Genomic DNA, 23,541 nt, shown 5'->3' on the forward strand with positions numbered 1-23,541 from the left:
CCATGATACCCACGCTTCAGACCAAATACGTCTTCACCATCACAGCCCGCATCGCGGACGTGACGTCCGCCGGCGACATCGGCACCGGCATCCGCCGCATCATTCCGATCATCGGCGGCGAGGTGACGGGCGAGGGGATCAACGGCAAGGTGCTGCCCTTCGGTGCCGACTTCCAGATCATCCGGCCCAACGAGCTGATCGAGCTGGAGGCAAAATATGCCTTCGAGACCGACGACGGCGCCGTCGTCTATGTCGAGAACAAGGGCATCCGGTTCGGGCCGGTCGAACTGTTGCAGAAGCTCAAGCGCGGCGAGCCGGTCGACCCGAAGCTGATCTACTTCCGCACCGTGCCGAAATTCGAGACCGGAGCGGAAAGATACCGCTGGCTGATGCAGCACATCTTCGTCGCCTCCGCCGCCCGCCACGCCGACCGCGTCGTGATCGACGTGCATCAGGTGCTTTGAGCGGTGGTGCGACAAATTAACCCGACGGGCAAAATTCCGCTTCGCGTTTCACCCAACTCAGATGTTCAATATGTCCGTCTCACCCGATCGAGGGGCGTTGCGCACGTCACGAACGCGCGGTGGGATGCGGTGGACGCTGCTTGCGCACTGACGACGTGCACAATGTAGCGGACGGCGAAGTCGTGCAGACCTGACGCCCTAGCGGCAGGTGTCTCCCGCGAGATGCGAAAGCGTTTCGCAGTGACGGTGACAAACAAGCCCAGTCTCACCGGGGCGAGCACGTATAAGCCGTAAAACCATCGCGCAGGGAAAGCCGGGTTGTTTCCGGTTACACCTGTGGTCCTACCTCCCGCGTTTTTATTACGCGGGACCCATGGGTGCGATCGGCACCCGGCTTTCCCTGCGCCCTCTGATTTCAGAGCGGCGAAACGACAAGCAAAGCTCGGACGATTCATGTCGCGAGAATGCCGACGTGTGCGCAAGTCCATCCCCGTCACCCTGAGGAGCCGCGAAGCGGCGTCTCGAAGGGTCGACGGCTACCAGCCGGGCCGTGCATCCTTCGAGGCTCGCTCCGCTCGCACCTCCAGCGACAAAGGCGTCGCCTTTGTCGCTGGAGGCCCACTTGCGTGTGCACCTCGGGACGGGCTCGACACTCGTGCGTGCCCGTATTGACTCTCCCGCCAATCGTTATAAAACATAACTATTCTAACCAGGAAACAATAACCATGGGAAACGCTGCCGACGCGGGTGACGCCACGCTGCTCAGGATCGAGACGCGAGGGGCGGTGCTGACGGTCGGGCTCAACCGGCCCGCCAAGCGCAATGCGCTGAACGACGGCATCATCCTGGCGCTGCGGGACTGCTTTTCCGCGATATCGGACGACATCGGCGCCGTCGTCATCCATGGCATCGGCGATCATTTCTCGTCCGGCCTCGATCTCTCCGAATTGACCGAGCGCGACGCCACCGAGGGGCTGGTGCACTCCCAGATGTGGCACCGCGTGTTCGACCGCATCCAGTATTGCCGCGTGCCTGTCATCGCGGCGCTGAAGGGCGCGGTGATCGGCGGCGGGCTGGAGCTGGCCTGCGCCGCGCATATCCGGGTCGCCGAGCCGTCGGCCTATTTCGCGCTGCCCGAGGGCCAGCGCGGCATCTTCGTCGGCGGCGGCGGATCGGTACGGCTGCCGCGCCTGATCGGCGTGCCCCGGATGGCGGACATGATGCTGACCGGCCGGGTCTATTCGGCGACCGAGGGCGCCGCCTACGGCTTCTCGCAATATCTCACCGAGGCGGGCGGCGCGCTGCCGAAGGCGCTGGAGCTTGCCGAGCGCGTCGCCGCCAACGCGCCGCTGACCAATTTTGCCGTGTTGCAGGCGCTGCCGATGATCGCCGAGGCCAATCCGCAGACCGGCCTCCTGATGGAATCGCTGATGGCGACGGTGGCGCAGAGCGACAAGGAAGCCAAGCAGCGGATCCGCGCGTTCCTGGATCGCAAGACCGCCAAGGTGAAGCCGACATGAATGCCACGTCGCCTGCGTCCACTGCGAGCGCGCATCCGCTGCGCCCGATCTCGTTCGGCAATCCCGACGTCACCGTCGAGCGCCGCGACGACGGCACGATCTATCTTCGCCCAAAACTCAAGCTCGCCGATTTTCCCGTTCGCCTGACCGATCGCCTGCACCACTGGGCGAAGGCTGAGCCGAACCGCGTGTTCATGGCCGAGCGTGCTGCCGGCGGCGGCTGGCGGCAGATCACCTACGCGCAATTGCTTGAGGCCGCCAGGAGCATCGCCTCCGCGCTGATCGCGCGCGGATTGTCGGCCGAGCGACCGATCGTGATCCTGTCGGGCAATTCGATCGATCACGCGCTGGTCGCGCTCGGTGCGCTCTATGCCGGCGTTCCGTTCTGCCCGGTGTCGCCGGCCTATTCGCTGGTGTCGCGCGACTACGGCAAGCTCGGCTTTGTCATCAAGCTTTTGACGCCCGGCCTCGTCTTCGTCGACGATGCCGACAAGTTTTCCGACGCCTTACTCGCCAATGTCGGACCCGACGTCGAGATCGCGGCAAGCCGCGGCGCTGTCGCCGGCCGCGACGTCACGCGGCTCGCGGGCCTGATGGCAACGCCGGAAGATCCGCGCCTCGATGCGACCAACGCGGCGATCGGCCCGGACACAATTGCGAAGTTCCTGCTGACCTCGGGGTCGACCGGCAATCCCAAGGCCGTGATCAATACCCAGCGCATGATCTGCGCCAACCAGGTGATGCTGCGCGAGACGCTGGCGTTCCTGAAGGACGAGCCGCCTGTGATCGTCGACTGGCTGCCGTGGAATCACACCTTCGGCGGCAACCACAATGTCGGGCTGACGCTCTATAACGGCGGCTCGATGTATCTCGACGAGGGCAAGCCGATGCCCGGCGGCATCGAGGAGACCGTGCGAAACCTGCGCGAGATCTCGCCGACGGTCTATTTCAACGTGCCCAAGGGCTATGAATCACTGCTGCCCTATCTCCGCGACGACGCGGCCCTGCGGGCAAGGTTTTTCCACCGGCTGCATGCGATGTTCTTCTCCGGCGCCGCGCTGTCGCCGTTCGTCTGGAACAGCCTCGATGCGCTCGCCGTGCAGGAGAAGGGCTATCGGGTGCCGATGCTGACCGGCCTCGGCGCCACCGAGACCTCGCCGTTCTTCATGTCGGTGCGGCCCGACACCAGCCGGTCCGGCCATGTCGGGCTGCCGGTGTCGGGCAACGAGGCGAAGCTCGTGCCGAACAACGGCAAGCTCGAGGTACGCGCCAAAGGCCCGAACGTGACGCCGGGTTATTGGCGGCAGCCCGAGCTGACGGCCAAGGCGTTCGACGAGGAGGGCTTCTACAAGTTCGGCGACGCGCTGAAGCCGGCCAATCCCGGCGACCTCGATGCCGGCTTCGATTTCGACGGCCGCATCGCCGAGGACTTCAAGCTGGCGAGCGGCACCTGGGTCAGCGTCGGGCCGTTGCGGGCCCGCTTCGTCGGGACCTGCGCGCCGCTGGTGCGCGACGTCGTGATCGCAGGCCTCAACCGCGACGAACTGGCTGCGATCGTGATCCTCGATCTCGATGGCTGCCGCCTGATCAATCCGGCGCTTGCCTCGGGCGACATCGCGGCCGCGGCCAATGATCCGCTGGTGCGTGCCGCCTTCCGCGAACGTTTCGCGCGGGTCCTCGCCGGCGCCACCGGCTCGTCGACCCGGATCGCGCGGGCGATCCTGCTCGACACGCCGCTGTCGATCGATCGCGGCGAGGTCACCGACAAGGGCTCGATCAACCAGCGCGCCGTGCTGGAGCATCGTACCGACATCATCGAAGCGCTCTACGCGCCGGTGCCGCCGGCATCGGTGATCACGCTCATCTGACTCTCGAAGAGGAGAAAGCCATGCAGTTGAAGGATCAAGCCGCCATCGTCACCGGCGGCGCATCGGGATTGGGAGCTGCGACCGCGCGCCGGCTGGCCGCGCAGGGCGCCAAGGTCGCGGTCTGCGACCTCAACGCCAAGCTCGCCGAGAGCGTCGCGGCCGAGATCGGCGGCATTGCCGTGGTCTGCGACGTCGCGGATGCGGCGGCCGCCGAAGCCGCGGTCGCTGCCGCCGCCAAGGCGCATGGCCCGGCGCGGGTGCTGGTGAATTGCGCCGGCATCGGGGTGGCAAAACGCGTGATCGGCCGCGAGGGGCCGATGGCGCTCGCCGATTTCGACAAGGTGATCAAGGTCAATCTGCTCGGCTCCTTCAACATGCTGCGGCTTGCGACTGCCGAGATGGCGAAGCTCGAGCCGCTTGCGACCGGCGAGCGCGGCGTCGTGATCTCGACGGCCTCGGTCGCGGCCTATGACGGCCAGATCGGGCAGGCGGCCTATTCGGCCTCCAAGGGCGGCATCGTTGCGATGACCTTGCCGATCGCGCGTGAGCTCGCGCAGTTCGGCATCCGCGTGCTGACCATCGCGCCCGGCCTGTTCATGACACCGCTGCTGGCCGGCCTGCCGCAGGAAGCGCAGGATTCGCTCGCCGCCGCGATCCCGTTCCCGCGCCGGCTCGGCCAGGCCGACGAGTTCGCCTCGCTGGCGCTGCACATGATCGACAATCCCTATCTGAACGGCGAAGTGGTGCGGCTCGATGCCGCGCTCCGGATGGCGCCACGCTGACGCATGATCCGGAAGAGCACCAACGCTCTTCCGGATCGCCCATGCTCAATCGAGGACAAACCATGTTCGTCAATCGGCGCGACGTGCAGATCCAGTGGGGCGATTGCGACCCCGCCAACATCGTGTATTACCCGCGCTACTTCGCGATGTTCGACGACTCGACCTCGATCATGTTCGAAGCCGCCGGTTGCTCGAAGCAGGACCTCGTTCACAAATACGACCTGGTCGGCATTCCCATGGTCGACACGCGGGCGAAATTCCACATCCCGTCGACTCATGGCGACTGGATCACCATCGAGAGCCGGATCGAGAGCATCAAGCGCTCGAGCTTCGAGGTGGTGCACCGCGTGTTCAAGGGCGAGGCATTGGCGATCGAGGCCTTTGAGACCAGGGTGCTGGTCGGCCGTCACCCGGACGATCCCACCAAGCTGAAATCGGCGCCGTTTCCGCAGGAGGTCATCGACCGCTTCATGAAGGGCTGACTTGCCGTCCTCCATGACCTAAAGAAGGGGCTGAATTGGCCCGCAAAACCGGTTTAAACCCAAAAAACATATCCGCAGGGAGGAATGAATGAGGAAGGCCACTCTCGCCGCAGCCGTGCTCGCGGCTGTCATCGCGCTGCCGGGCGCACCCGCGCTGGCGCAGACCAATGAGATCACCATCGGCATCTCGCTCTCGACCACGGGCCCCGCCGCGGCGCTCGGCATCCCCGAGCGCAACGCGCTCGATTTCGTGCCGAAGGAGATCGCCGGCGTGCCGCTGAAGCTGATCGTGCTCGACGACGCCGGCGATCCGACCGCTGCGACCACCAATGCGCGGCGCTTCGTCACCGAGTCCAAGGCCGACATCATCATGGGCTCCTGCATCACGCCGACGACGATCGCGGTGTCGACGGTTGCCAACGAGGCCGGCATCCCGCATCTCGGCCTTGCGCCGTTCCCGATCAACGACGCCCGCGCGAAATGGTCGGTCGACCTGCCGCAGTCGATTCCGATCATGGGCAAGGTGCTCTACGAGCACATGAAGGCGCACAACATCAAGACCGTCGGCTATATCGGCTATTCGGATTCCTACGGCGATCTCTGGGTCAACGACTTCAAGGCGCAGGCCGTGCCGATGGGCCTGACCATGACCGATGAGGAGCGCTTCGCGCGTCCGGATACGTCGGTCGCCGGCCAGGTGCTGAAGCTCGTTGCCGCCAATCCCGACGCCATCCTGGTCGGCGCCTCCGGCACCGCCGCGGCGCTGCCGCAGAGCGCGCTGCGCGAGCGTGGCTACAAGGGCCTGATCTACCAGACCCACGGTGCCGCCACCATGGACTTCATCCGCATCGCCGGCGCCTCGGCGGAAGGCGTCATCATGTCGGCCGGCCCGATCATGTCGCCGGAAACCCAGGCCGACAGCGCGCTGACCAAGAAACCGGGCCTCGCGCTGAATGCGGCCTACGAAGCCAAATACGGCGCCAACAGCCGCAGCCAGTTCGCCGGCCACTCCTACGACGCGTTCCAGGTGCTGAACCGCATCATCCCGGTGGCGCTGAAGACCGCCAAGCCCGGCACGGTGGAATTCCGCGAGGCGATCCGCCAGGCGCTGATCTCCGAAAAGGAGATCGTCGCGTCTCAGGGCGTCTACAACTGGACCGAAAAGGACCGCTACGGCCTCGACGACCGCTCGCGCATCCTGCTGACGGTCAAGGACGGCAAATACGTCCCGGCGATGTGAGCTGGGCGCGATCTGCGAAACGAAAAGCCGGTCTACGGACCGGCTCTTTTGTTGTCTCTGGGATGGGGCATTTCCCAGCGCCTCAAATCGCGCTCTCGCCTTCGTGCTGGAAGCCGAGATAGCTGGCGGCGACGCCCTTGTTGGCGGCGATCTCGTTCGCGGGGCCCGACAGCACGAATTCGCCGAGCTCCATGACATAGGCGCGGTCGGCGATCTGCAGCGCGGCTTGCGCGTTCTGTTCGACCAGCAGCACCGAGACGCCGGCGGCGCGGAGCTCGCCGACGATGCGGAAGATGTCGGCGACGATGATCGGGGCGAGGCCGAGGCTCGGCTCGTCGAGCATCAGCAGCTTCGGCGCGCCCATCAGCGCGCGGCCCATCGCCAGCATCTGCTGTTCGCCGCCGGACAGCGTGCCGGCGAGCTGCTTGCGCCGCTCCTTGAGCCGCGGAAACAGCGTGTAGACCCGCTCCAGCGAGGTTGCCGCGACCGCCTTGGCGATCCGGAACGCGCCGAGCTCGAGATTGTCCTCGACATTCATGGTGCCGAACAATTCGCGATGCTCGGGCACCAGGCTGAGACCCGTTGCGACGCGGTCCTCGATATCGAGCGGCGCCAAGTCGATCCCGGCGAAGCCGGTGCGGCCCTTCAGCGGCAGCACGCCCATGATGGCATTCAGAAGCGTGGTCTTGCCGGCGCCGTTGGCGCCGATGATGGTGACGATCTCGTTCTCGCCGACGTCGAGCGAGACGCCGCGCACGGCCTCGACCTTGCCGTAGGAGATGTGGACGTCGGTGACCGTCAATAGCGCGCTCATGCGGCGGCTCCGAGATAGGCCTTGATGACGTCGGGGTTGCGCTTGATCGCGGCCGGCGTGCCCTCGGCGATCTTGGTGCCGAAATCGAGCACCACGATGCGGTCGGCGAGATCCATCACGAATCCCATGTCGTGTTCGACCAACAGCACCGACATGCCGCCGTCGCGCAATTGTCGGAGCAGCGCGGCCAGCCGCTGCTTCTCCATGTGGCGCAAGCCGGCGGCCGGTTCGTCGAGCAGCAGCAGCATCGGGTCGACGCACAGCGCGCGCGCGATCTCGACGATGCGCTGCTGGCCGAGCGACAGGGAGCCCGCGAGCTGGTCGATCTGGTCGGACAGGCCGACGCGCGCGATCTGCCGTGCAGCTTCGGCCAGCAGCTTCGCCTCGTCAGCGCGGTCGAGCCGCAGCATGCTGGAGATCGCGCCGGAATTGCCGCGCAGATGCGCGCCGATCGCGACGTTCTCCAGCACGGTCATGTCGGGCACCAGCTTGACGTGCTGGAAAGTTCTGGAAACGCCGAGCTTGACCACCTCCTGCGGCGGCGCGTTCGCAACTTCGTTGCCGAGCACCGCGATCTTGCCGCTGGTTGCGGACAGCACGCCGGTGATCAGGTTGAAGGTCGTGCTCTTGCCGGCCCCGTTCGGGCCGATCAGCGCGACGATCTCGCGGGCGTTGACGTCGAACGAGACGTCGTTCACCGCCAGCACGCCGCCGAACTGCTTGCGCGCCTTCTCGACGTGCAGCAGCACGGATGACGTTCCCGGCGCCCGCTCGCGGTGCTCGAGCTTCACCGAGGTGTCCGGGGCCTTGCGGGCAGGCTTGAACGGCAGCTTCGACATCAGCCAGGGCCAGACGCCCTGCGGCGCGAGCTGCAACAGCAGCACCAGCATGATGCCGAACACGATGGTCTCGAGCTGGCTCTGCCCGCCGAAGATGTAGGGCAAATAGCTCTGCAACACTTCCTTCAGGATCACGACGATCCCGGCGCCCAGCACGCCGCCCCAGACGTAACCGGCGCCGCCGACGACGGCGATGAACAGATACTCGATGCCGGCCTGGGCGCCGAACGGGGTCGGGTTGGCGGCGCGCTGGAAATGCGCGTAGAGCCAGCCGGACAGGCCGGCCAGCACCGCGGCATAGATGAACACCAGGAGCTTGGCGCGCGGCGTCTGCACGCCGAATGCTTCGGCCGCGATATGGCCACGCCGCAGCGCGCGGATCGCGCGTCCGGTGCGGGAATCCAGCAGGTTCATGGTCAAGAGCGCCGCGAGCAGCACCGCGACCCAGATCGCGTAATAGATCGCATCCGGGTTCAGCATCTTGAACGAGCCGATCGAGAGCGGCGGAATTCCCGAGATGCCGTCGTTGCGGCCGAGGAATTCGAGCTTGCTGAACAGATAGAACAGGCCGATGCCCCAGGCGATGGTGCCGAGCGGCAGATAGTGGCCCGACAGCCGCACCGTGACGAGGCCCAGCAGCACGGCGGCAATGCCGCTGACCAGGAGTGACGCCGGCAGCGTCAGCCACGGCGAGACGCCGTAGGCGGTGGTCAGCACCGCGGTGGTGTAGGCGCCGAAGCCGCAGAATGCGGCCTGCCCGAACGAGGTGAGGCCGCCGACGCCGGTGAGCAGCACCAGCCCCATCGCGACCAGCGCGGCGAGGCCGATATTGTCGAGCAGCACGATCCAGAACGGCGGGATGCCCGGGATGAGCGGGATCACCGCCATCACGAGCGCGAAGATGATGAGAGGGAGCCGCTGCGTCATCGCGCTCAATCCTTCTCTTCTTCGACCTGGGGCGCTGCGAGCGAGCGCAGCACCAGGACGGGAAGGATCAGCGTGAACACGATGACTTCCTTGAAATTGCTGGCGTAGAACGACGAGAAGGCCTCGACGATGCCGACCAGGATGGCGGCGACCGCGGTCAGCGGATAGCTGACCAGGCCGCCGATGATGGCGGCGATGAAGCCCTTCAGGCCGATCAGGAAGCCGGTGTCGTAATAGAGCGTGGTGATCGGCACGATCAGGATGCCGGAGATCGCGCCGATCACGGAGGCGAGCAGGAAGGCGATCTGGCCCGACAGCGTGGTGCGGATGCCGACCAGGCGGGCGCCGAGCCGATTGACCGCGGTGGCGCGCAGCGCCTTGCCGGTCCGGGTGTAGCCGAAGAACAGCCACAGCGCGACGATGAAGCCGACCGTCAGGCCGTAGACCGCAAGGCTCTGGCCGGTGAAGCGCAGCGGACCGGCGGTCACCGCGGCACTCGACAGCGCCGGGCCGCGCAGGCCCTCGGCGCCGAAGAACACCAGGCCGAGGCCCTGCAGCGCCAGATGGCAGCCGACCGAGGCGATCAGCAGCACCAGCACCGAGGTGTGCGCGATCGGCTGGAAGGCGATGCGGTACAGGAACAGCCCGATCGCCGCCACGATCAGGAGCGCCAGCGCGATGTTGACGGCGATCGGCGTGTGGGGACCGACCAGCGCATAGACCAGGCCGAGCAGCGCGAAGGGGAAGACGATGTTGAGCGCGACCGAGCGCATGACCAGCCGGGCATGCAGCGCCTTGCGGGCGAAGAACAGGTCGAGCGCGAAAGCGACAAGGCCCATCGCGACCGCAAGCCGCACGGTGCCGGGCACCTGCCCGGTCGCCAGCATGGCGTAGCTCAGCGCGCCATAGGTGACGAATTCGCCCTGCGGGATCAGGATCACCCGCGTCACCGCGAACACCAGCACCAGGGCCAGCCCCAGCAGTGCGTAGATTGCGCCGTTGGTGATGCCGTCCTGCAGCAGGAACAGCATGATCGTTGTGTTCAAGGCCGAGCGCTCCCCCTCAAGCGTCGGGCCGCCGCAGCCGGCTGTGCCGGTGGGGTCGGCCGATATCGGCTGTTGATAGAAGCCGATATTAGATATAGCGAATAACAATTATCAGATATAATCTCAAGGTCCCCGAGCGTCCCGCGGGGTTTTTGTACCGGGATTGCGAGCCTGGCGCGATGACTGTTTCCAAGACCGCCTCCGATGCCGTCCGTTCGTCGCGCGACCAGCGCAGGGAACCGGTCGATCCTGCCGGGGACGACAGCATGCTGCAACTGGGCGAACTGTCCGGATTGCTCGGCTATTCGCTGAAGCGTGCGCAGCTCAGGGTCTTCGAGGACTTCCTGCGCTGCGTCGCGCCGTTGCAGCTGACGCCGGCGCAGTTCTCGGTGCTGCTGCTGCTCGACAAGAATCCCGGCCGCAACCAGACCGAGATCGCCAACACGCTCGGCATCCTCAGGCCGAATTTCGTCGCGATGCTCGATGCGCTGGAGAGCCGCGACCTTTGCGCGCGGATGCGCTCGACCAACGACCGCCGCTCGCACATCCTGGTGCTGACCGACCGGGGCCGCGCCGTGCTGGCGCGCGCCAAGAAGCTGGTCGCCAACAAGCACGAGGCGCGGCTGATCGAGGTGCTCGGCCCGGCCAATCACGCCGCGCTGCTGGAGATGCTGGCAAAGCTCGCGCAGGAGTTTTGAGGCTCCGTCATTCCGGGCTCACCCCCTCTGCGTCATCGCGAGGAGCGATAGCGACGAAGCAATCCATCTTTCCGCACGTGCCGCACGATGGATTGCTTCGCTGCGCTCGCAATGACGGGGAGAGAGCGGTGCGCGGCTAATCCACCAAAATCACCCTGACATCGTTGACGTTGGTCAGCGTCGGCCCGGTCAGCAGCAAATCCCCGGTCTGCGCGAAGAAGCCGGTGCCATCATTGTTCTCCAGATACGCCCTGGGATCGAGGCCGAGCGATTTCATCTTCGCGAACGTCGTCTGGTCGATCATGACGCCGGCGGGGTCGGTCGCGCTGCCGGCGCCGCCATCGGCGCCGTCGGTGTCGGCGGCGAGCGCTGCGATATCTGGCGTGTCCTTGAGCAGATCGGCCAGCGCCAGCGCGTATTCCTGGTTGGGGCCGCCGCGGCCGTTGCCGCGCACGGTCACCGTCAACTCGCCGCCGGAGATGATCGCAACGCGCTTGCCTTCGCTGCGCGCCTTCAGCGCCAGCCGCGCGTGCGCGGCCGCGACCTCGCGCGCCTCGCCTTCGAGATCGGCGCCGAGCGTGATGGTCTCATAGCCGGCGTCCTGCGCGACCTTCACCGCGGCGTCGATCGAGGCCTTCGGCTTCGCCAGCAGCTCGAACGTCGCCCGCGCAAAGGCGGGATCGCCGGGCTTGCAGCTTTCGTTGCCGGGATCGTCGAGTGCGCGGCGGACCGCGTCGTCGACCGAGAGGTTGTATTTGGCGACCAGCGCGCGGGCATCCGCCAGCGTGGTCGGATCCGGCACCGTCGGCCCCGAGGCGATCGCCGAGGGATCGTCATGCGGCACGTCCGAGATCGCCAACGTCACGATCTCGACGGCGTGCTGGCCGGCGCGCGCCAGCCGTCCGCCCTTGATCCGCGACAGATGCTTGCGGACGGTGTTCATTTCGCCGATCGGCGCGCCGGAGCGCAGCAGCGCGCGGTTGACCTGCTGCTTCTGGGTAAAGCTGACGCCCTCGACCGGCGCGATCCAGTTCGCCGAGCCGCCGCCGGTCAACAGCACCAGCAGCAGATCGTCGGGCGTGGCCTCTGCGGCCAGCCGCAGCGTATCGTCGGCCGCGCGCAGGCCGGCTTCATCGGGCACGGGGTGGCCGGCCTCGACCACCTTGATGCGGCGGGTCGGCACGCCATGGCCGTGCCGGGTGGTCGCGATGCCGACCAGCCGCGACGGTGCGAGGCCGAGCGTGTCGAGATAGTGCCGCTCGGCCGCAGCCGCCATGGCACCTGCGCCCTTGCCGGCAGCGAGGCAGATCACGCGGCCCTTCGGCACCGGCCGCAGCCGCGACGCCAGCACGACATCGGGGTGCGCAGCCGCCACCGCGGCATCGAAGATCGAACGCAGGAAAGGACGTCGGTCGGTCATGGCTGTGCTTTCGTTACGCGGTCAATTGCCGGCGATTTCGCCGCTGATGACGTCGCCGAACAATTGCCAGCGCTCGCCCTTGAACTGCATCAGCTGCAATTGCTCGATCGGCTGGAAGTCGGCAGGTCCGGTCGACAGCGTCACGCCGGGCAGCAGGCCGCCCTGCGCAAACTGCTTCAGGCTCGCCGCCTGCTTCATCACATTGGCGCGGGTGAGGTCGTCGCCGCAGCGGCGCAGCACCTCGACCATGGTGGTCGCCATGTTGTAGCCGGTCATCGCCGAGGCATCGACGCGGTTGGTGTCGGGCATGTATTTGGCGAGCAGTTCGTCGAACGCCTTCATGCCGGCATCGTCCTTCCACTGCGGATCGCTGGCGTCCTTGGCATAGGCCGCCGAGATCACGCCCTGCGCATTGTCGAGCCCGGCCGGCCGCATCACGGTCGCGGTGGAGGCCGAGACGTTGGAGACGATGGTCATCGGCTTCCAGTTCATCTCGCCGAGCTTCTTGATCGCCTGGGCGCCGAATTTCGGCGTGGTGAAGAAGATGATGACGTCGGGGTTGGAGGATTTCAGCCGCACCACATGGGAATCGATGGTCGGCTCGGCGACCTCGTAGCTTTCCTTGGCGGCGATCCGCGCCGGATCGCTGGCGAAGCCGTCTTCGAGGCCCTTCAGATAGTCCTTGCCCATGTCGTCGTTCTGATAGAGCACCGCGACCTTGGCGGCCGGCTTCTCCTTGAGCAGATATTTCGCGTAGATCCGCGACTCGCTCTGGTAGCTCGGCAGCCAGCCCATGGTCCACGGGAAGGTCTTGGGGTCGTTCCACTTGGTCGCGCCGGTGGCGACGAACAGCTGCGGCACCTTCTTGGCGTTGAGATATTTCTGGATCGCGGTGTTGGAGGCGGTGCCGAGCGTGCCGAACAGGAACAGCACCTCGTCGCTCTCGACCAGCTTGCGCGCCTGCTCCACGGCCTTCGGCGGCGAATAGGCATCGTCATAGGAGATGAAGTTGATCTTGCGGCCGTTGATGCCGCCCTCGTCGTTGACCTTCTTGAACACCGCGGCCATCGCCTTGCCGACCACGCCATAGGCTGAGGCCGGGCCGCTATAGGGCACGATATTGCCGATCTTGATCTCGGTGTCGCTCGCGCCGGTGTCGTATTTCTTCTGCGCCCATGCGGCATGGCCCGTCGCGGCGGCGACGGCGAGGCCGAGCAGGGCGGTTGCGACACGGTGACGGATCGGCTTCGGCATGTCCCGAAATCTCCTTGTTGTTGCCGGCGCACGAAGGCGCCGGGTTCTTTGTCGGGGTCTTGCCGGTTTACCTAGCGCATTGCCGGACAAAGTGTAAGCGGGCTTCGCCCGGGCGGGCCGGCCCGTGGTGAATCAAAAGCCCCCTGCGATGGTATCGCAGGGGGCCGTTTTCGGTCGGCAATTCGCGAAAAGTCAACCGCCGACGTCGGCGCTGATGACGTCGCCGAACAGTTCCCATTTTTCGCCCTTGAACTTCATCAGCTGCAGCTGGCTGATCGGGGCGAAATCATTCGGAGCGGTGTTGATCTTGATGCCGGGCAGCAGCACCTCGGTGCGGAAGTCCTTGAGGTTCGCCGCCTGCTTCATGATGTTCTCGCGGGTGAGGTTGTCGCCGCACTGCTTCAGCACCTGGACCAGCGTCTGCGCCACGCCGAAGCCGACCACGGTGCCGCCGTCGAGCTTGTCGCCCTCGGGGAAGTCCTTGGCCATGAAAGCGTAGAATTCCTTCATGCCGGGATCATTGTCCCACTGCTTGTCGGACGCATCCTTCAGATAGGCGGCGGAGATGATGTCCTGCGCGTTCTCGAAGCCGGCCGGCTTGATCACGCTGCCGACCGAGGCCGATACGTTGTTGAGGAAGTGGGTCGGCTTCCAGCCGACCTCGGCGACCTTCTTGATCGCCTGGGCCGCGAATTTCGGCGTCGCGATGTCGATGAAGACGTCGGCGTTGCTGGCCTTCAACTTGACGATGTGGCTGTCGATGGTCGGCTCGGAGGTCTCGAAGCTCTCTTCGGCGACGATCATGCTGGCGGCCTTCTGGCCGAGGCCGTCCTTCAGGCCCTTCAGATAGTCCTTGCCGTAATCGTCGTTCTGGTAGAGCACGGCGATCTTGGCGTTCGGCATGTTCTTCAGGATGTACTTGGCGTAGATCTGGGTCTCGCTCTGGTAGTTGGGCTGCCAGCCCATGGTCCAGGGAAAGTCCTTCGGGTCGTTCCACTTGGTGGCGCCGGTGGCGACGAACAGCTGCGGCACCTTCTTGGAGTTCATGTATTTCTGGATCGCCGAGTTCGACGGCGTGCCGAGCGAGTTGAAGATCAGCAGCACCTCGTCGCTTTCGACCAGCTTACGGGCCTGCTCCACAGCCTTCGGCGGCGAATAGGCGTCATCGTAGGAGATGAAGTTGATCTTGCGGCCGTTGATGCCGCCGGCGTCGTTGATCTTCTTGAAATAGGCGGCCTCGGTGCGGCCGATGATGCCATAGGCGGAGGCGGGGCCGCTGTAGGGCATGATGTTGCCGATCTTGATCTCGGTGTCGGTGGCGCCGGTGTCGTATTTCTTCTGGGCAAACGCGGCGCTGCCGGATGTCGCGACGAGCGCGAGCGCGGCCCCGAGGACCGTAAGTCTGGTGGTAACGGACATTGATGTCTCTCTCCCTGTTGTCAGACGAATGTGTCGCGGCCGCCTGTTTCGGTGGCTCTGTTGTTATCGGGTGAAATTACCAGCTTAGGCGGGACGCCTCAATGAAAAGCCCCTGCGACAACGCCGCAGGGGCCAGCGTCTTTAGTCGACAATTCCGGCTCAACCGCCGACGTCGCCGCTCAAGATTTCACCAAAGCGGTCCCAGGTCTCGCCCTTGAATCGCATCAGTTGCAGCTGCGAAAGCGGCGCAAAATCGGTCGCCGAGGTGTTGACCTTGATGCCCGGCAGCAGCCCGCCGAGTTCGAGGTCGCGCAGGCTGGCGGCCTGCTTCATGACGTTCTCGCGCGTCAGATTGTCGCCGCATGCCCGCAGCACGTGCTCGAGGCCCTGCGCGACGGTGTAGGCGTACATCACGGAGGCGTCGGCGCGGTTGGCGTCGGGATAGTACTTATCCAGGAATGCGTTCCAGGCGATCATTCCCTTGTCGGTCTTCCACTGCGGATCGGTCGGATCCTTGAGGTACTGCGATGAGATGATGCCCTGGGCGGCCTCGAAGCCCGCCGGCTTGATCACGCTGCCGATCGAGGACGAGACGTTGTTGAGGAAGTGCAGCGGATGCCACTCGAGCTCGGCGTTCTTCTTGATCGCCTGCGCCGCGAATTTCGGCGTCGTGATGTTGAAGAACACGTCGGCGCCCGTAGCCTTGAGCCTGACGATGTGGGAATCGATGGTCGGCTCCGTCACCTCGTAGCTGTCCTCGGCGACGATCATGGACGCGGCCTTGGCTCCGAGCCCGTCCTTGAATCCCTTCAAATAGTCCTTGCCGTAATCGTCGTTCTGGTAGAGCACCGCGATCTTGGCGTCCGGCTTGTTCTTCAGGATGTACTTCGCATAGATGATGGACTCGCTCTGGTAGTTGGGCTGCCAGCCCATCGTCCAGGGAAACTCCTTCGGGTCGTTCCACTTGGTGGCGCCGGTAGCGACGAACAGTTGCGGCACCTTCTTCTGGTTCATGTATTTCTGGATCGCGGAGTTCGGCGGCGTGCCGAGCGAATTGAAGATCATCAGCACCTCGTCGCTCTCGACCAGCTTGCGCGCCTGCTCGACGGTCTTCGGAGGCGTGTAGGCGTCGTCGTAACTGATGAAGGTGATCTTGCGGCCGTTGATGCCGCCCTCGGCGTTGATCTTGCGGAAATAGGCCTCCTCGGTCTTGCCGATCACGCCATAGGCGGACGCCGCTCCGCTATAGGGCATGATGTTGCCGATCTTGATCTCGGTGTCGCTGGCGCCGGTGTCGTATTTCTTCTGGGCAAGTGCTGCGCTGCCGGATGCGGAGACGAGCGCGAGCGCAACGGCAAATGCCGCCAGATGTCGTGTTGCAGACATGCGGTTTCTCTCCCTGATAGCAGATGATGTGTCGCGGCCCCCTGTTTCGAGGGCTCGTTGTTATCAGTGAAAACTATCATCTTACCGGGGGCGTCTCAATGAAAAGCCCCCGCGGCGCGACCGCAGGGGCTGCATCTTTAGTCGACAATATCAGGAGCTGATTGTCTTGCCGCGCGATCCGCAGAGATTGCGGTGCGTTCAGGAAACGCTGTTGAGTTGAGCGCGGCGATCAGTTGCTCAGATTGCTTGAAATGATGTCGCCGAACAGCTCCCACTTCTCGCCCTTGAACCGCATCAAGCGCAGTTGCTTGATCGGCGCGAAGTCGGTGGTCGAGGTGTTGATGCTGATGCCGGGCAGCAACGTGTCGGGGACAAAATCCTTCAGGCTCGCGGCCTGCTTCATGACATTGGCGCGGGTCAGATCGTCCCCGCACATCTCCAGCACCTTCACCATGGTCTGTGCGGCGGCGTAACCGTAAGAGGTGGCGCCGTCGAGCTTGTTGGCCTCGGGATAATCCTTCTTGAGGAAGGCGAGGAATTTCTCCATGCCGGGATCCTTGTCCCATTGCGGATCGGCGCCGTCCTTGAGATAGGACGCCGACAGGATGCCCTGCGAATTCTCGAAGCCGGCCGGCTGCATGACACCGCCGACCGAGGCCGAGACATTGGCGACGATCTGCAACGGCGTCCAGGCGATCTCTGCCGCCTTCTTGATCGCCTGTGCCGCAAATTTCGGTGACGTGATGCTGATGAAGGTGTCGGCGCCGGCGGCCTTCAGCTTGACGATGTGATTGTCGATCGTGGGCTCGGAGGTCTCATAGGCTTCCTCGGCGACGATCATCGAAGACTTGTCGCCGAAGGCGTCCTTCAGGCCCTTGAGGTAGTCCTTGCCGAAATCGTCATTCTGGTAGAGCACGGCGACCTTGGCGTCCGGCTTGTGCTTCATGATGTATTTTGCGTAGACCCGCGCCTCGTCCTGGTAGGACGGCTGCCAGCCCATGGTCCACGGATAGTTCTTGGGATCGTTCCACTTGGAGCCGCCGGAGGCGATGAACAGCTGCGGCACCTGCTTCTCGTTCATGTACTTCCGGATCGACGCGTTGGTTGCGGTGCCGACCGAGCCGAACACCAGCAGCACCTCGTCGTCCTCGACCAGCTTGCGGGTCTGCTCCACGGTCTTGGCCGGCGAGTAGCTGTCGTCATAGGAGATGAACGTGATCTTGCGGCCGTGGATGCCGCCGGCCTCGTTGATCATCTTGAAGTAGGCTGCCTCGGTCCGGCCGATCACCCCGTAAGCCGAGGCGGGGCCGCTGTAGGGCACGGTGTTGCCGATCTTGATCTCGGTGTCGCTGGCCCCGGTATCGTATGTCTTCTGCGCCAGCGCGACATTGCAGCTCGTCAGGATCAGAGCGAATGCGGACAACAGCGCCGTCAGGGACGGACGTGCGGCAGTCATGTTTCCCCACCTCGGGTTCTCTGTTGGGTCGTATTCAATACGAACGGCACGGGGCGTCAACAAAAAGCCCCCGCGAGGGTTATCGCGGAGGCCCGTTGTTTATTTCCGCAGTGCAACGTTCATTCGGAAGGAACGTCGCCGGAAATGATGTCGCCGAACAGTTCCCACTTCTGCCCCTTGAAGCGCTGCATCTGCAGCTGGGCGATCGGGGCGAAGTCGGTGGCGGAGGTGTTGATCTTGACGCCGGGCAGCAGGGTGTCGGGCGTAAAGTCCTTCAAGCTCGCCGCCTGCTTCATGACGTTGGCGCGGGTCAGATCGTCGCCGCACATCTCGAGCACTTTGGCGAGCGTCTGCGCGGCGCCATAGCCGTAGACGTAGCCGCCGTCGGTCTTGTCGGCGCCCGGCATGTACTTGTCGAGAAACTCGGCCCACTTCTTCATGTTCGGATCGTTGGCCCACTGCGGATCGGCGCCGTCCTTGGCATAGGCGGCCGACAGCACGCCCTGGGCGTTGTCGAAGCCGGCCGGCTGCATCACGCTGCCGACCGAGGCCGACACGTTGGTGATGATCTGCAGCGGCTTCCAGCCGAGTTCGGCGGTCTTCTTGATGGTCTGGGCGCCGAATTTCGGCGTGGTGTAGATCAGCAGGACGTCCGGATTGGCGGCCTTGATCTTGACGATATGGCCGTCGATCGATGGCTCGGAGATCTCGTAGCTCTCCTCCATGATGATGCTGGAGGCCGCCTTGGCGCCGAAGCCGTCCTTGGTGCCCTTGAGGTAGTCTTTGCCGAAATCGTCGTTCTGATAGAGGATCGCGACCTTGGCGTCGGGCTTCTCCTTCATCAGCCATTTGGCATAGATCTGCGCTTCGCTCTGGTAGCTCGGCTGCCAGCCCATGGTCCACGGGAAGTTCTTCGGGTCGTTCCACTTGGTGGCGCCGGTGGCGACGAACAGCTGCGGGATCTTCTTGGAGTTCAGGTACTTCTGGATCGCGGTGTTGGACGGCGTGCCGAGCGGGTTGAACACCAGCAGCACCTCGTCGCTCTCGACCAGCTTGCGTACCTGCTCGACCGCCTTCGGCGGCGAATAGGCGTCGTCATAGCTGACGAAATTGACCTTGCGGCCGTTGATGCCGCCGCGGTCGTTGATCATCTTGAAATAGGCTTCTTCGGTCTTGCCGATCACGCCGTAGGCGGAGGCCGGTCCCGAATAGGGAATGATGTTGCCGACCTTGATCTCGGTATCGCTCGCGCCGGTGTCGTGTTTCTTCTGGGCGAATGCGGCAGTGGAGGTCGCGGCAACAGCGACGATCGCCGCGGACATCGCGGCGATCCGAACGGTAGAAAGCATAATGTCTCCTGGTTTGGTTCTAAAGATTCTTAGCTGTTTGAGCATGATCTCTTTCGGAAAACCGCTTCGCACTTTTCCGGATCATGCACTTAGTTCTTCTTGAGCTTGGCGGCCAGTTGCTGGGCAACGATCGCAACCTGCCTGGCGCCGTGCGGCACGAGGAAGATGACGAGGAACAGCAGCACGCCGAACACCGCGCCGGAAAGGCCCTTGGAAATGCCTTCCGCGATGTTGGGCACGAAGATGATGAAGGCGCTTCCGACGATCGAGCCGGGCAGCCAGCCGACGCCGCCGACCACCATGCCGAGGAACAGCGAGATCGCGAGCTGGATCGTGTAGCCGTCGGGTGCCACGAACTGCACCGCGATGGCGCCGAGACCGCCGGCGACGCCGGTGATGCCGGCCGAGACGCCGAACGCCAGCGTCTTGTACAGCGCGACGTCGACGCCCATCGCGGAGGCCGCGATCTCGTTGTCGCGGATCGCCATGAAGGCGCGCCCCGAACGCGAGCGCAGCAGGTTGACCGAGGCGATGTAGATCGCGATCGAGACCGCCAGGGTGAAGTAGTAGAGCCACATATCCTGCGACAGCGGCAGGCCGAACGGCGCATCCGGCTTGGTGACGACGAGGCCCTGCACGCCGCCGGTCCAATGCTCGAAATAGCCAAGCTTGAGCAGCTGCGGCATTGCGGTGGCGAGCGCGAAGGTCGCGAGCGCCAGATAGACGCCGCTGAGCCGCAGCGCCGGCTGGCCGAACAGGAAGCCGAAGCCGAAGCAGACGATGCCGGCGATCGGCAGCGTGAGGGCATAGTTCATGCCCGCATGCTCCATCAGGATCGCCGAGGTATAGGCGCCGACGGCGTAGAACGCGCTCTGGCCGAGCGAGAACTGGCCGCTTCCGCCGGTCAGGATGTTGAGCGCCATCACCGCCAGCGCGTAGATCAGAAGCATCGTCATCTGGAAGATGATGAAGTTCTTCACGAACAGCGGGATCAGGACCAGCGCGGCAAGCACGACGAGCGAGGTGCCATAGCCGAGCGTCATGGCGCGCTTGGGCACGGCCTCGACGGCAGGGGCTTCTGTGACGATTTCTTCAGCGGCGCTCATGATCAAACTCGCTTCACGATGGCGCGGCCGAACAGGCCTGCCGGTTTGACGACCAGGACGACGATGATCAGCGCAAGCGCGATCGGAAGTTTCAGCTCATTGCCGACGCCGGGGATGTAGGTGCCGACCAGGTTCTCGAAGATGCCGACCAGGAAGCCGCCCATCACGGCGCCGAACGGGCTCGACAGGCCGCCGAGCACGGCCGCGGCAAATCCGTAGATCAGCACGCCGAGCATCATGTTGGGCTCGAGGAACACGACCGGGGCGATCATCATGCCGGCGATCGAGCCGATCGCCGATGCCATGCCCCAGCCCAGCGCGATCATCCACGAGGTGTTGATGCCGACCAGGCGGGCCGATTCCGGCAGCGAGGCGGCGGCGCGCATCGCAAGACCGACCCGGGTGAAGCGGAAGAAGAAGAACAGCAGGAGCAGCATCAGCAGCGTGATGCCGATCATCCCGGCCTGGTGGGTCGAGATCAGCTGGCTGCCGAGGAACGGCGAGGAGCCGAACGGCGTCGGATACTGCTTGATGGTGAAGTCCCAGATCAGGCCGGCGACCGAGTTGATGATCGCATAGAGCGCGATGAAACCGGCGACGTTGGTCAGGATCGGAGCCTTGGCGAGCGGCTTGAACAGCAGCCGCTCGATGACGATGCCGGCGACGAACGAGAAGGCGACGGTGAGTACGAAGGCGCCCCAATACGGCACGCCCCACTGCATCAGCTGCCAGGACACGAAGGTCGAGAACATCGCCATTTCGCCCTGGGCGAAATTCAGATGGTCGATGGCCTGGTAGATCATCACCACGGCGAGCGCCATGCAGGCATAGATCGCGCCGGTGGCGATGCCGGCCAGGACCTGGTTGGCAAAAAGCTCCATTGTGCCAGCTCCCTCAGTAGCCGAGATAGGATTTGCGGACGTCTTCGTTGTTCGCGATGTCCTTGGCATTGCCCGACATCACGATCCGTCCGGTTTCGATCACATAGGCCTGGTCGGCGAGCTCGAGCGCGAGCTGCGCGTTCTGCTCGACCACCAGGATGGTCACCTTTTCCTCGCGATTGATCTTGCCGAGGATGCGGAACAGGTCGCGCACGATCAGCGGCGCGAGGCCGAACGACGGCTCGTCGAGCAGCATCAGGCGCGGCCGCAGCATCAGCGCGCGCGCCACCGCCAGCATCTGCTGCTCGCCGCCGGACAGCGTGCCGGCCTGCTGGGTGTAGCGCTGCTTCAGCACCGGGAAATGGTCGTACATCCGCTCGATGTCGGAGCCGATCGCCTTGGTGTCGGAGCGGCTGATGGCGCCGAGCTGCAAATTCTCCTCCACCGTCATGTTGGTGAAGGTGCCGCGGCCCTGCGGCACATGGGCGATGCCGAGCCGGACCACGTTCTCGGTCGAGCGCGTGCCGATCGGCTTGCCCTCGAACTCGATCGCGCCGGTCGAGCGCACCATGTTGCAGATCGCCCGCAGCGTGGTGGTCTTGCCGGCGCCGTTGGCGCCGAGCAGGGTGGTCAGCGAGCCCTCGTTGAGCGAGAAGCTGAGGCCGTGCAGGGCCTGGACCTGGCCGTAATAGGCGCGCAGGTCCTTGACGTTGAGCATCGCGGTCATTGGTCCTTGCTCCCCAGATAGGCCTTGATGACGTCGGGGTCGGCCTGGACCTGGGCCGGCGTGCCTTCGGCCAGCTTGCGGCCGAAATTGAGCGCGACGACGTGGTCGGCGATCGACATCACGAGACCCATGTGATGCTCGACCAGCAGCACCGTAATTTTACGGTCGTCGCGGATTTTGCGGATCAAATCGCCGAGCACATAGACTTCCTCGTGATTGAGGCCGCCGGCCGGCTCGTCGAGCAGCAGGATCTTCGGATCCGCCGCCAGGGCCCGCGCCAGCTCGACGCGCTTCTGGGTGCCGAACGGAAGTCCCGAGACCACGGTGTGGGCGACGTCCTCGAGATCGAGATAGCCGAGGATGTCGTGCACCTTCTTGTTCATGTCGTTCTCGCCGCGGCGGACCCAGGCGAGACGCAGCGAGTCGCTGACGATGTCGCTCGAGGTGCGGGCATGCGCGCCGACGCGGACGTTGTCGATCACGGACAGGTTGGGAAACAATGCGACGTTCTGGAAGGTGCGGCCGATGCCGATCTCGGCGATCCGGTGCGGCGGCCGCGACAGGATGCTCTTGCCTTCCATCAGGATGTCGCCGGACGACGGCTGGTAGAGCCGCGACAGGCAATTGAACAGCGTGGTCTTGCCGGCGCCGTTCGGCCCGATCAGGCCGAGGATCTGTCCGTGGCGCATGTCGAACGACACGCCGTTGAGCGCGATGATGCCGCCGAACACGACGCTGACGTCGCGAACCGCGAGCAAGGGATCATTCCCCTGCGCGAGCTGTGCCTGCGTCATCTCGTCTCGCCCGCCGTCGTCGAGCGGTGCGAGCGATCCTGCGATGTGCTTCGCCGGACGTGATGGAGGCTATCTGATCCCCTCGGCCAAACGTGCAACTTTCCCTCCTACTTTGATCTTTTTGCTTGTTTCTTTTTTGGATTGCGGCGCCATTCCACCGAGCGCCTGCTCGATGTTCCTTACCATCGCCACAAGACGAGGTCCAATGTCGTTGAGCAATCTCTCTTCCGTGAAACGGAATGCCGGCGCGCCGCAATTGAACGCGTACGGACCGGTTCCGTCATTCAATCTCAATGCGACGCCAACCGCGGCGACGTCGTTCTGCCAGTCGCCGGCCGACATGGCGAAGCCGTGCTTCGCCACCGTCTCGCCGGAACGTTCGATGCCGTCACGCATCTTGGCCCAGCGGCTGCCATAGTGATCCCGCAGCTCGCGTAATAAAGCCGCACGCTCTTCGGGTGGCAATGCCCAAATATAGGCACGTCCCATCGCGGTGGTTGCGATCGGCACCCGCGAGCCGACGTCGAGTTGCACGCCGAGCGCCAGGCCGTTCCGGCTCTGGCCGAAATAGATCATGCTGTGACGATCGCGGCCGCCGACCGCGACGGCGCCGCCGGTCGCGCGCATCACTTCTTCTCGATACGGCTCGGACAAATGCCGAACGCCGAGATTGGCGAGCGCGGCATAGCCGAGCGCCATCGCCGACGGCGCGAGCTGATACTTTTCGAATTTCGGTACAGGTGTAAGGTATCCCAGCTTGGTGAGCGTGTAGGTCAGCCGGGAAATGGTTGGCTTCGGTAACTTGGTGCGGGCTGCAATCTCCTGATTGCCGAGCAGCCCGTCATTGGGTTGAAATGCGCGCAGGACGTCCAGTCCGCGGGAAAGCGCGACGACGAAATTGCGATCGGTCGCTACCTTCTTGCTGGCGCGCTTCATCCCTGTCCTTGCCCACCCTTGTCATGCTCGTTGACAAGGCTCGTGCTTCAAAATAACCCTCCGTGTCAAGATGTGGAATTAAATTTCGCAGTGCGAAATTGGTCTAATCGTAGCGGCTCAACGCAGGTCGTGC

General features: G+C 64.4%; 21 protein-coding genes. 7 read left to right on the plus strand and 14 right to left on the minus strand.

The window, feature by feature from the left end:
* The first annotated feature begins 2 nt into the window (after positions 1-2).
* The 6 genes from ACVW17_RS11100 to ACVW17_RS11125 all read left to right on the plus strand — a co-directional run bounded on the left by ACVW17_RS11100 (position 3) and on the right by ACVW17_RS11125 (position 6,356).
* Positions 3-464: a DUF3237 domain-containing protein gene (locus tag ACVW17_RS11100; protein ID WP_456751920.1), complete on the plus strand. Its 462-nt coding sequence runs from the start codon at positions 3-5 to the stop codon at positions 462-464.
* Between the two features lie 725 nt (positions 465-1,189).
* Entirely contained in the window at positions 1,190-1,984 is a 795-nt protein-coding gene (locus ACVW17_RS11105; RefSeq protein ID WP_456751921.1) for a crotonase/enoyl-CoA hydratase family protein, read from the plus strand.
* Positions 1,981-3,852, plus strand: a complete 1,872-nt coding sequence (locus ACVW17_RS11110; protein ID WP_456751922.1) for a feruloyl-CoA synthase — start codon at positions 1,981-1,983, stop codon at positions 3,850-3,852. Before ACVW17_RS11105 ends, ACVW17_RS11110 begins: the two co-directional genes overlap by 4 nt.
* A 20-nt stretch (positions 3,853-3,872) precedes the next feature.
* Positions 3,873-4,634, plus strand: a complete 762-nt coding sequence (locus ACVW17_RS11115; protein ID WP_456751923.1) for an SDR family NAD(P)-dependent oxidoreductase — start codon at positions 3,873-3,875, stop codon at positions 4,632-4,634.
* Positions 4,635-4,696: 62 nt separating this feature from the next.
* Positions 4,697-5,116 (plus strand): acyl-CoA thioesterase, encoded by a 420-nt coding sequence (locus ACVW17_RS11120; RefSeq protein ID WP_456751924.1) that lies wholly within the window; start codon positions 4,697-4,699, stop codon positions 5,114-5,116.
* 88 nt (positions 5,117-5,204) lie between these two features.
* Positions 5,205-6,356 (plus strand): ABC transporter substrate-binding protein, encoded by a 1,152-nt coding sequence (locus tag ACVW17_RS11125; protein WP_456751925.1) that lies wholly within the window; start codon positions 5,205-5,207, stop codon positions 6,354-6,356.
* An 82-nt stretch (positions 6,357-6,438) separates the two neighbouring features.
* Here the strand turns inward: ACVW17_RS11125 and ACVW17_RS11130 are convergent, their stop codons facing one another.
* The 3 genes from ACVW17_RS11130 to ACVW17_RS11140 are packed head-to-tail and all read right to left on the minus strand — an operon-like array spanning position 6,439 to position 9,982.
* Positions 6,439-7,170 (minus strand): ABC transporter ATP-binding protein, encoded by a 732-nt coding sequence (locus tag ACVW17_RS11130; protein WP_456751926.1) that lies wholly within the window; start codon positions 7,168-7,170, stop codon positions 6,439-6,441.
* Positions 7,167-8,936 (minus strand): branched-chain amino acid ABC transporter ATP-binding protein/permease, encoded by a 1,770-nt coding sequence (locus ACVW17_RS11135; protein WP_456797121.1) that lies wholly within the window; start codon positions 8,934-8,936, stop codon positions 7,167-7,169. Before ACVW17_RS11135 ends, ACVW17_RS11130 begins: the two co-directional genes overlap by 4 nt.
* A gap of 5 nt (positions 8,937-8,941) precedes the next feature.
* Positions 8,942-9,982, minus strand: a complete 1,041-nt coding sequence (locus ACVW17_RS11140; RefSeq protein WP_456751928.1) for a branched-chain amino acid ABC transporter permease — start codon at positions 9,980-9,982, stop codon at positions 8,942-8,944.
* A 179-nt stretch (positions 9,983-10,161) separates the two neighbouring features.
* Between ACVW17_RS11140 and ACVW17_RS11145 the strand changes: the two genes are divergently transcribed.
* The gene (locus tag ACVW17_RS11145) at positions 10,162-10,680 is read left to right on the plus strand and encodes a MarR family winged helix-turn-helix transcriptional regulator (protein WP_456751929.1); all 519 of its coding nucleotides are present in this window, start codon (positions 10,162-10,164) and stop codon (positions 10,678-10,680) included.
* 136 nt (positions 10,681-10,816) lie between these two features.
* Here ACVW17_RS11145 and ACVW17_RS11150 read toward each other — a convergent pair whose 3' ends face one another.
* From ACVW17_RS11150 to ACVW17_RS11200, 11 genes are all read right to left on the minus strand, one after another.
* Positions 10,817-12,100 carry a glycerate kinase type-2 family protein gene (locus ACVW17_RS11150; RefSeq protein ID WP_456797122.1) on the minus strand — a complete coding sequence of 428 codons (1,284 nt, stop codon included), beginning with the start codon at positions 12,098-12,100 and terminating at the stop codon, positions 10,817-10,819.
* A gap of 21 nt (positions 12,101-12,121) precedes the next feature.
* Positions 12,122-13,354 carry an ABC transporter substrate-binding protein gene (locus ACVW17_RS11155; protein ID WP_456797123.1) on the minus strand — a complete coding sequence of 411 codons (1,233 nt, stop codon included), beginning with the start codon at positions 13,352-13,354 and terminating at the stop codon, positions 12,122-12,124.
* A 192-nt stretch (positions 13,355-13,546) separates the two neighbouring features.
* Positions 13,547-14,773, minus strand: a complete 1,227-nt coding sequence (locus tag ACVW17_RS11160) for an ABC transporter substrate-binding protein (RefSeq protein WP_456751932.1) — start codon at positions 14,771-14,773, stop codon at positions 13,547-13,549.
* 159 nt (positions 14,774-14,932) lie between these two features.
* Complete coding sequence (locus tag ACVW17_RS11165; RefSeq protein WP_456751933.1) at positions 14,933-16,159, minus strand: ABC transporter substrate-binding protein; 1,227 nt, start codon at positions 16,157-16,159, stop codon at positions 14,933-14,935.
* A gap of 229 nt (positions 16,160-16,388) precedes the next feature.
* On the minus strand, positions 16,389-17,615 hold the full coding sequence (locus tag ACVW17_RS11170) for an ABC transporter substrate-binding protein (protein WP_456751934.1): 1,227 nt from the start codon (positions 17,613-17,615) through the stop codon (positions 16,389-16,391).
* Positions 17,616-17,734: 119 nt separating this feature from the next.
* Positions 17,735-18,964, minus strand: a complete 1,230-nt coding sequence (locus tag ACVW17_RS11175; protein ID WP_456797124.1) for an ABC transporter substrate-binding protein — start codon at positions 18,962-18,964, stop codon at positions 17,735-17,737.
* Positions 18,965-19,053: 89 nt separating this feature from the next.
* On the minus strand, positions 19,054-20,070 hold the full coding sequence (locus ACVW17_RS11180) for a branched-chain amino acid ABC transporter permease (protein WP_456751936.1): 1,017 nt from the start codon (positions 20,068-20,070) through the stop codon (positions 19,054-19,056).
* A 2-nt stretch (positions 20,071-20,072) separates the two neighbouring features.
* Positions 20,073-20,951: a branched-chain amino acid ABC transporter permease gene (locus tag ACVW17_RS11185; protein WP_456750664.1), complete on the minus strand. Its 879-nt coding sequence runs from the start codon at positions 20,949-20,951 to the stop codon at positions 20,073-20,075.
* A gap of 13 nt (positions 20,952-20,964) precedes the next feature.
* The gene (locus ACVW17_RS11190; protein ID WP_456750665.1) at positions 20,965-21,678 is read right to left on the minus strand and encodes an ABC transporter ATP-binding protein; all 714 of its coding nucleotides are present in this window, start codon (positions 21,676-21,678) and stop codon (positions 20,965-20,967) included.
* Positions 21,675-22,472, minus strand: a complete 798-nt coding sequence (locus tag ACVW17_RS11195) for an ABC transporter ATP-binding protein (RefSeq protein ID WP_095731499.1) — start codon at positions 22,470-22,472, stop codon at positions 21,675-21,677. Before ACVW17_RS11195 ends, ACVW17_RS11190 begins: the two co-directional genes overlap by 4 nt.
* A gap of 69 nt (positions 22,473-22,541) precedes the next feature.
* Positions 22,542-23,408: an IclR family transcriptional regulator gene (locus ACVW17_RS11200; RefSeq protein ID WP_456751937.1), complete on the minus strand. Its 867-nt coding sequence runs from the start codon at positions 23,406-23,408 to the stop codon at positions 22,542-22,544.
* Positions 23,409-23,541 lie beyond the last annotated feature (133 nt).

This window comes from Bradyrhizobium sp. USDA 4473 (genome assembly GCF_054063335.1).

Bases quoted from the DNA above. Each gene is read 5' to 3' on its own strand.
- ACVW17_RS11100 (WP_456751920.1), top strand. From the start codon at position 3: ATGATACCCACGCTTCAGACCAAATACGTCTTCACCATCACAGCCCGC.
- ACVW17_RS11105 (WP_456751921.1), top strand. From the start codon at position 1,190: ATGGGAAACGCTGCCGACGCGGGTGACGCCACGCTGCTCAGGATCGAG.
- ACVW17_RS11110 (WP_456751922.1), top strand. From the start codon at position 1,981: ATGAATGCCACGTCGCCTGCGTCCACTGCGAGCGCGCATCCGCTGCGC.
- ACVW17_RS11115 (WP_456751923.1), top strand. From the start codon at position 3,873: ATGCAGTTGAAGGATCAAGCCGCCATCGTCACCGGCGGCGCATCGGGA.
- ACVW17_RS11120 (WP_456751924.1), top strand. From the start codon at position 4,697: ATGTTCGTCAATCGGCGCGACGTGCAGATCCAGTGGGGCGATTGCGAC.
- ACVW17_RS11125 (WP_456751925.1), top strand. From the start codon at position 5,205: ATGAGGAAGGCCACTCTCGCCGCAGCCGTGCTCGCGGCTGTCATCGCG.
- ACVW17_RS11130 (WP_456751926.1), bottom strand. From the start codon at position 7,170: ATGAGCGCGCTATTGACGGTCACCGACGTCCACATCTCCTACGGCAAG.
- ACVW17_RS11135 (WP_456797121.1), bottom strand. From the start codon at position 8,936: ATGACGCAGCGGCTCCCTCTCATCATCTTCGCGCTCGTGATGGCGGTG.
- ACVW17_RS11145 (WP_456751929.1), top strand. From the start codon at position 10,162: ATGACTGTTTCCAAGACCGCCTCCGATGCCGTCCGTTCGTCGCGCGAC.
- ACVW17_RS11150 (WP_456797122.1), bottom strand. From the start codon at position 12,100: ATGACCGACCGACGTCCTTTCCTGCGTTCGATCTTCGATGCCGCGGTG.
- ACVW17_RS11155 (WP_456797123.1), bottom strand. From the start codon at position 13,354: ATGCCGAAGCCGATCCGTCACCGTGTCGCAACCGCCCTGCTCGGCCTC.
- ACVW17_RS11160 (WP_456751932.1), bottom strand. From the start codon at position 14,773: ATGTCCGTTACCACCAGACTTACGGTCCTCGGGGCCGCGCTCGCGCTC.
- ACVW17_RS11165 (WP_456751933.1), bottom strand. From the start codon at position 16,159: ATGTCTGCAACACGACATCTGGCGGCATTTGCCGTTGCGCTCGCGCTC.
- ACVW17_RS11170 (WP_456751934.1), bottom strand. From the start codon at position 17,615: ATGACTGCCGCACGTCCGTCCCTGACGGCGCTGTTGTCCGCATTCGCT.
- ACVW17_RS11175 (WP_456797124.1), bottom strand. From the start codon at position 18,964: ATGCTTTCTACCGTTCGGATCGCCGCGATGTCCGCGGCGATCGTCGCT.
- ACVW17_RS11180 (WP_456751936.1), bottom strand. From the start codon at position 20,070: ATGAGCGCCGCTGAAGAAATCGTCACAGAAGCCCCTGCCGTCGAGGCC.
- ACVW17_RS11185 (WP_456750664.1), bottom strand. From the start codon at position 20,951: ATGGAGCTTTTTGCCAACCAGGTCCTGGCCGGCATCGCCACCGGCGCG.
- ACVW17_RS11190 (WP_456750665.1), bottom strand. From the start codon at position 21,678: ATGACCGCGATGCTCAACGTCAAGGACCTGCGCGCCTATTACGGCCAG.
- ACVW17_RS11195 (WP_095731499.1), bottom strand. From the start codon at position 22,472: ATGACGCAGGCACAGCTCGCGCAGGGGAATGATCCCTTGCTCGCGGTT.
- ACVW17_RS11200 (WP_456751937.1), bottom strand. From the start codon at position 23,408: ATGAAGCGCGCCAGCAAGAAGGTAGCGACCGATCGCAATTTCGTCGTC.